This window comes from Mesorhizobium huakuii, assembly GCF_030160235.1.
GTDB classification, from domain to species: domain Bacteria; phylum Pseudomonadota; class Alphaproteobacteria; order Rhizobiales; family Rhizobiaceae; genus Mesorhizobium; species Mesorhizobium huakuii.
Genome location: NZ_BSNY01000050.1, coordinates 25,556 through 32,167, shown reverse-complemented (window position 1 = coordinate 32,167; position 6,612 = coordinate 25,556). Strand labels below are relative to the sequence as shown.

General features: G+C 60.1%; 8 protein-coding genes. 1 reads left to right on the top strand and 7 read right to left on the bottom strand.

Annotated elements, in window-relative coordinates; genetic code table 11:
- Nucleotides 1-379: hypothetical protein (locus QQK95_RS25645; RefSeq protein ID WP_284277191.1), on the bottom strand; the 379-nt coding region annotated here is incomplete at its 3' end.
- On the opposite strand from QQK95_RS25645, the gene QQK95_RS25640 reads away from it, so the two are divergent.
- Nucleotides 318-614 (top strand): helix-turn-helix transcriptional regulator, encoded by a 297-nt coding sequence (locus tag QQK95_RS25640; RefSeq protein ID WP_284277190.1) that lies wholly within the window; start codon nucleotides 318-320, stop codon nucleotides 612-614. The two genes, QQK95_RS25645 and QQK95_RS25640, sit on opposite strands and share 62 nt — an antisense overlap.
- Nucleotides 615-1,019: 405 nt before the next feature.
- Here QQK95_RS25640 and QQK95_RS25635 read toward each other — a convergent pair whose 3' ends face one another.
- From QQK95_RS25635 to QQK95_RS25610, 6 genes are all read right to left on the bottom strand, one after another.
- A complete protein-coding gene (locus QQK95_RS25635) occupies nucleotides 1,020-1,430 on the bottom strand; it encodes a hypothetical protein (RefSeq protein ID WP_284277189.1) in 411 nt (136 codons plus the stop codon).
- A gap of 281 nt (nucleotides 1,431-1,711) precedes the next feature.
- Nucleotides 1,712-2,968, bottom strand: a complete 1,257-nt coding sequence (locus QQK95_RS25630) for a tyrosine-type recombinase/integrase (protein ID WP_284277187.1) — start codon at nucleotides 2,966-2,968, stop codon at nucleotides 1,712-1,714.
- Nucleotides 2,969-3,261: 293 nt separating this feature from the next.
- Nucleotides 3,262-4,824 carry a glutamine-hydrolyzing GMP synthase gene (gene guaA, locus QQK95_RS25625; RefSeq protein WP_284277186.1) on the bottom strand — a complete coding sequence of 521 codons (1,563 nt, stop codon included), beginning with the start codon at nucleotides 4,822-4,824 and terminating at the stop codon, nucleotides 3,262-3,264.
- 55 nt (nucleotides 4,825-4,879) lie between these two features.
- A complete protein-coding gene (locus tag QQK95_RS25620; RefSeq protein WP_284277185.1) occupies nucleotides 4,880-5,545 on the bottom strand; it encodes a 5'-methylthioadenosine/S-adenosylhomocysteine nucleosidase in 666 nt (221 codons plus the stop codon).
- Nucleotides 5,545-6,003 (bottom strand): PaaI family thioesterase, encoded by a 459-nt coding sequence (locus tag QQK95_RS25615; RefSeq protein ID WP_023686843.1) that lies wholly within the window; start codon nucleotides 6,001-6,003, stop codon nucleotides 5,545-5,547. Before QQK95_RS25615 ends, QQK95_RS25620 begins: the two co-directional genes overlap by 1 nt.
- 98 nt (nucleotides 6,004-6,101) lie before the next feature.
- Entirely contained in the window at nucleotides 6,102-6,587 is a 486-nt protein-coding gene (locus QQK95_RS25610; RefSeq protein ID WP_409371711.1) for a TspO/MBR family protein, read from the bottom strand.
- Between the last annotated feature and the right edge of the window lie 25 nt (nucleotides 6,588-6,612).

The following is a 6,612-nucleotide window of genomic DNA, read 5'->3' as shown; positions in this document are numbered from 1 at the left end:
CGGAATGACTGGCCGGCTTCAAATCGGAATCGATGGCCGGCTTCGTCGGAATACGCAGCGACGGCCGCAGGCCGGGACGCGGGACCGACTGTCCCCGACCGCTGCGGTCCGCTCCGGCAATCGCCTGACATTGGCGATAATGCGCGGCCAGTCCATGCATTTCGACCAGCAGGAAGAGGACGCAGCGGAGTGCTCGGTGACGCGTGTATGTCCTGTCTGTACTCAATTTTCGCCGTTTCCACGACGCCTCCCAAATGCGCCTTTTCTTGATGATCGATTGAATCCAGACTCTTCGAACGCTCGGACAGGAGGTTTTCATGATTTCAAAGAAAGACACGACAATGAGTCGGACCATTCGGCGTAAGGAATTGCGGAACATCGTGCCTCTGGCCGACAGCACAATCTACGAGATGGAGCAGCGGGGGGAATTTCCTCGACGCTTCGCCTTGACCCCGCGATGCGTCGTTTGGGATCTGAGCGAGGTTCAGGCCTGGCTTGCGGCGCGCCGCTCAAAGCAGATACCCCGCGCACCCAAACCCGACCTGAAGCAGCGCCGAGCAAGTCTAGTCAGAGAGCCTGATCGGGCTGCAAGATCAGCATCAACGGTGGGATGAGCGTCGGGAGGCACGTCTTGCCGCCGACCAAGGTCTCGACGATATCCGACCATTCCTGCGTCATCCGGCAGCCTTGCACATCACTGCGCGATATCGACGGGGGACCCGCTGGAAGCAGTTCCACCTTTCGCACGAGGCGTGAGTTTCGACCTCGTAGGGCTTGATCGTGACTTGCTGTCAGGTTGCATGCCGGCGACAGAAGAAGAACCACCCCGCCAACAGTGAATCTCGCGATGGAGCGGTCTACCGTTTTCAACTTCCGACCGGCGGAACCATACGATTTGTAGGGCGCTGCCCTCAATTTGCAGTTCGAGCCCAAGGCACGCCTTCACTACGTCACGAAAGGCCGGCCAAGCCCTAAGCATGCTGCATTCACGGCTTCGCAGAAGCGAATTCGTGAATCAGCTATTCTTCTACCTCGGAGGACATCTCAGCATAAACGGCGTCAATTTCGGCCTGAGCAATGCGTACCATTCTTTCTACCTTTTCATGATCCAAACCGCATTCTTCAAGTGTGGGCATACCCTTGCGCCTGTGCTTCTGCCAGCGATAGAGAGCCTTGTTATATTCAGCGTTTCGCAAGTCGAATTCGACAGCTGCCTGATGTCGTTCATCTTCGAAGAGATTGGCCTCCATATTCTCGCGTCGCCAAGTCGCTGCGATAAGCCAGTGGTGGTAGGCGTATTCATATTGTGCTGTCGTGTGATATTGACGCGCATGCCTTTCGAGGCCGTGATATTCGATGTTGTTCTTTAGGATAGTGCGCGCATCAATGGGCGTGACAGAGTCGTCTCTCCATTTGAAATCCCGTTTCATGTAGGGAAAAGGCCGGTAATGCCGCCCGCGTCACCGAAGTGAAGGGCGATGAACTTACGCACAAGTGCATGATAGCCGGGTCTCCAACTCCCTATCCTCGCTTCAAGTGCTGCTCCTCCTGCAATCATCATGCTCGTACATATTTAGTACTCGGTATGCCGCAGCCCTCCGAGCGTTGCACCCGCAGTTTACTCGCCAAACTGCCAAGAGACGTTTGCGAGTTTGGCCAGACCCGCGGCCCGCCGCCCAGGACCAATTTAAGCAGCGCCGAGCCCGGCCGATCAGAGAGCCGGATCAGGCTCCAGGATCGGCATCATCGGGGGGATGAGGGTCGGGACGAACTTCTTGCCGCCGACCCAGGCATCGATGATGTCCGACCATTCCTGCATCATGTGGCGGCGCTGCATCTCGTATTCGGCCTTGTTGTAGACGCCACGCGACGAGCGCCCGTCCTCGTGGGCGAGGCATTTCTCGATCCAATCGCTGTTGAAGCCAAGTTCATTCAACAGAGTCGAGCCCGTCCGCCGCAGGTCGTGAACCGTAAACGGCTCCAGAGGCAGCCCGTTCGCCTTCGCGCGCTCGACGACTGCGTAAGTGATCCGATTGAAGGTTGCACGCGACATCGGAGCATCCGCATCGTACCGCGATGGAAGAAGGTATCTGGAATTTCCCGCACAGGTCTTCAGGGCAATCATGATGTCGAGCGCCTGGCGCGACAGGTAGACGTTATGCGCCTTCGACCGCTTCATGCGTTCCTTCGGGATCGTCCAGACCGCATTCTCAAAATCGACCTCGTCCCACACCGCGTCCTGCAGCTCGCTCTTGCGCACCAAAGTGAGCAGATACAGCCGCATTCCCAAACGGATCGTGGGAAGTGTGGGGATGTGCTCGAGCTGCTTCAGCATCACTCGAATCTCGGACGGCGAGAGCGAACGGTCCTTTGGCACGAAAGTCGCAATTGATGCGGGTCCGACTTCATCAGCCGGATTGGCGACCTTCTCTCCATGCAGGATCGCAAAGCCGTAAATCTGTTTCACGATATCTCGCACGTGAATAGCTGTCGCTGGAGCACCACGTTCGACGATGGTGCCGCATAGGGCCCTCAGGTCGTCCGGCGTAATTTCCGGCAGGAGGCGATTGCGCCAGACCGGAAGAAGCTCCCGTTCGAAAATGGCGCGCCGCATGGCGCGCGTGCTGTCAGCCATCAGCGCGGCTGTTAGCCATTTCTCGCCGAATTCGCCAAAACTCTTTGCCTCTTTCAGGCGGCGCTTGTCGCGCTGCTTCTCGATCGCCGGCGATCGCCCCTCGCCAATAGCACGCTTCGCGTCGAGGCACTTTTCTCGGGCCAACGCGAGCGAGATGCCGTCCCGTCCATATCTGCCTAGATAGACCGTCTCACGGCGTCCATTGAGCCTGTAGTCCAGCCGAAACGAGATCGCGCCACTGGGCATAACGCGGACGTACATGCCGTCACGGTCAGCAATCTTGTAGATTTTGTCTTTTGGTTTCAGCGCCTTAAGAGCGATGTCCGTCAACATTCCCATTGCCTCCTGAAAAGTACCGTCAGGACAATTTAGAGGCTTCGCGGCAGGAAATTCCCTTTTTCTTCAATGCCTTAAGGCACAAAAAAGTACCGTCACGAGCCTCATTGACCCTGACGGTACTCAGAAAAAATCGGGTGGGCAATATGGGGAAGGTCCGTCAAGCGGTCCGTCAAAGACAATCCTAGCGCACCGATTGCCGTTGATTGTCCCTGAAAGGATTTATTTTTGTTTTCAGTACGTTACGTCGCAGATTGGCGTATTTTCGGCGGCGTCTGAGTGGGCCTGAATCATTCCCACTCGATTGTACCCGGCGGCTTCGACGTCACGTCGTAGACGACGCGGTTGATGCCGCGGACCTCGTTGATGATGCGCGTGGCGGCTGCGCCCAGGAAGGCCATGTCGTAGTGGTAGAAATCCGCCGTCATGCCGTCGACCGAGGTGACGGCGCGCAGCGCGCAGACGAATTCGTAGGTGCGGCCATCGCCCATCACGCCGACGGTCTGCACCGGCAGGAGCACCGCGAAGGCCTGCCAGATGGCGTCGTAGAGGCCGGCCTTGCGGATCTCGTCGAGATAGATGGCGTCGGCCTCGCGCAGGATCTCCAGCTTTTCGCGGGTGATGCCGCCCGGGCAGCGAATGGCAAGGCCAGGGCCAGGGAACGGATGGCGGCCGATGAAGCTTTCGGGCAGGCCGAGCTCCTTGCCGAGCGCCCGTACCTCGTCCTTGAACAGTTCGCGCAGCGGCTCGACCAGCTGCATGTTCATGCGCTCGGGCAGGCCGCCGACATTATGGTGCGACTTGATGGTCACCGACGGGCCGCCAGTGAAGGAGACACTCTCGATGACGTCGGGATAGAGTGTTCCCTGCGCCAGGAAATCGGCACCGCCGAGTTTTTTCGCCTCTTCCTCGAACACTTCGATGAACAGCCGGCCGATTGTCTTGCGCTTCTTCTCGGGGTCAACCTCGCCTTCCAGCGCCGAGATGAATTTGTCCGAGGCATCGACCAGGATCAGCGGCAGATTGTAATGCTGGCGGAACATCGCCACCACGCCCGCGGCCTCGTCCTTGCGCATCAGGCCGTGGTCGACGAGGATGCAGGTGAGCTGGTCGCCGACCGCCTCGTGGATCAAAAGCGCGGCGACCGAGGAGTCCACGCCGCCCGACAGCGCGCAGATGACCTTGCCCTTGCCGACCTGCTTGCGGATCGCCTCGACCGCGTGCTCCCGGTAGGCGCGCATCGTCCAGTCGCCCTCGATGCCGGCGATGTTGTGGACGAAGTTCCTGAGCAGCCGGGCGCCATCCGGCGTGTGCACCACTTCGGGGTGGAACATGATGCCGTACATCTTGCGCTCGACATTGCCGAAGATGGCGAAGGGCGAGCTTTCCGACTTGCCGAACACCTGAAAACCCGGCGGTAGGGCAATGACGCGGTCGCCATGGCTCATCCACACCTGGTGGCGCTGGCCGGTGGCCCATAGGCCCTCGAACAGCGGGCTGTCCTTCTCGATCTCGACGAAGGCGCGGCCGAACTCGCGGTGGTTGGAGCTTTCGGCGACACCGCCCATCTGCACGCACATCGCCATCTGGCCATAGCAGATGCCAAGCACCGGCACGCCAGCGTCGAAGACGATCTGCGGCGCACGCGGGCTGCCGATATCGGACGTCGAAGCCGGGCCGCCCGAAAGGATGACGGCTTTGGGATTGATGCGTTTGAACGCGGCTTCGGCCGATTGGAACGGCACGATCTCGGAAAACACGCCGGCCTCGCGGATGCGGCGGGCGATGAGCTGCGTAAACTGGCTGCCGAAATCGACAATCAGGACGGTGTCGGGATGATTGGCTGTTTTCATGGCGAGCGTTTAGAGAAAGAAATGAGTCGACGCAATGGGTTGCGTAGCCTGTCTTTCAGGCGGGTCTGGCCTGATCGTTGGATGCAGCGGTCCGCAGCAGGCCCGAGCCGATCGCCCGTTCGAGCCGCATGACGGCGTCGGCCAGCTTCTCGTCGATGACGTGCAGATATTCGGTCCAATCGCCGACGTGTCTCAAATCAGCCGCGCCGTCGGAGATGCCGCGCAGCCCGATCAGCGGGACATCGAACAGCTGGCAGGCGCGCAGGCAGGCGAAGGTTTCCATGTCGACCATGTCGGCCGCGATCGCATCATAGGCAGCGCCGGTGATGATGGCGCCGCCTGTCGACAGCGTGGCTTCCTTGATATCAGGAGTACGAAACGGCAGCGGCACCGTGACCGGCAGGTCGAGAAAGGGCGTCGCGCCTTTCTCGAAACCCAAGGGCGAAGCATCGATGTCGCGATAGCTGACAGAGACGGCCTGATAGATTTCCGTCTGTTCCAGGGTCCGGCTGCCGGCTGAGCCGAGCGAGACGACAAGGTCCGGCAACGCCTTCTGCGACTTCAGCCAGGACAGTTCCGCGCCGAGCCGGACGGCGGCCTCGACCGGGCCGACACCGGTCATCAGCGGCATGAACAATTTTTGCAGATGCGGGCCGTATTCGGCCTGCGCCGCCATGACGAAGAGGACGTCCTTGCCGCCAATTCGGGTAACGTTGGCCATCAGCCAGCAATCCCATCCCGCCCGACCACCGTCATCATCGTTCCCGTCATGGTGGCGATGAGCTTGGCCTCGCCATCGGCAGCGAAGGCGTAGGCCTGGCCGTCGGCGACGATGATGGTGCGGCCGGGCTTGGTCACCGAGCCCCGGAACAGGAACCGTTCGCCCCTTCCCGGCGCCAGAAGGTTGACTTTGAATTCGATGGTCAGGACGCCGGAATTCTCCGGCATCAGCGAAAAGGCCGCATAGCCGCAGGCCGAGTCCAGCGCCGTCGAGATGACACCGGCATGCAGGAAGCCGTGCTGCTGGGTCAGTGCCGCCGAATAGGGCATCTCGATCTCGATGATGCCGGGCGTAACCAGCGTCAGCTCGGCGCCGATCGTCGCCATCGCCTGCTGGCGCGCGAAAGACGCCCTGACGCGGTCCTCATAGTCCGGTGCCGGTACGATCTTTGCTGCCATCGCAATTGCCTTCAGTTTTACCGGAAAAGCTTATCGCAGAGGCGCGAGCGGCAGGCAAATGCTTTTGCTGCACTGCAACAAAGCGACACCGAGAGCGCCTAGTTCAACCAGAGAAGCGAAGCGTTGAGCATCGTGGCGAAGGCCACCCAGGCCGCATAGGGCGCGAACAACCAGCCGGATATCCTGTCACGGTTCCAGACACTGGCGATGAAGGAGACGATGCTGGCGAGAAGAAGCACGATGACGACCAAGGCAGGTCCCATCATTTTCGCGCCGAAGAAGGTTGGCGACCACAGGAAATTCAGGATCAGCTGGACGCCCCAGATCTTCATCGCCGCACCCGAAGGCTCGCGCAGCCACGTCCGCCAGCCGGCCACGGCGATCAGCACGTAAAGCAGCGACCAGACCGGGCCGAAAACCCAGTTGGGCGGATTGAAGGGCGGCTTGACCAGAGAGGCATACCAGGCGCCCGGAAGCGTTGCGTAACCTATCAGCAGGCCTCCACCGAGCACCAGGACAAGGAAGAGCAGCAGCGACAGATATTTCTTCAAGAATCCACCTCTTGGCGACACGGCACCGCGCATCTGCAACTGTGGCACTATCGCTCCC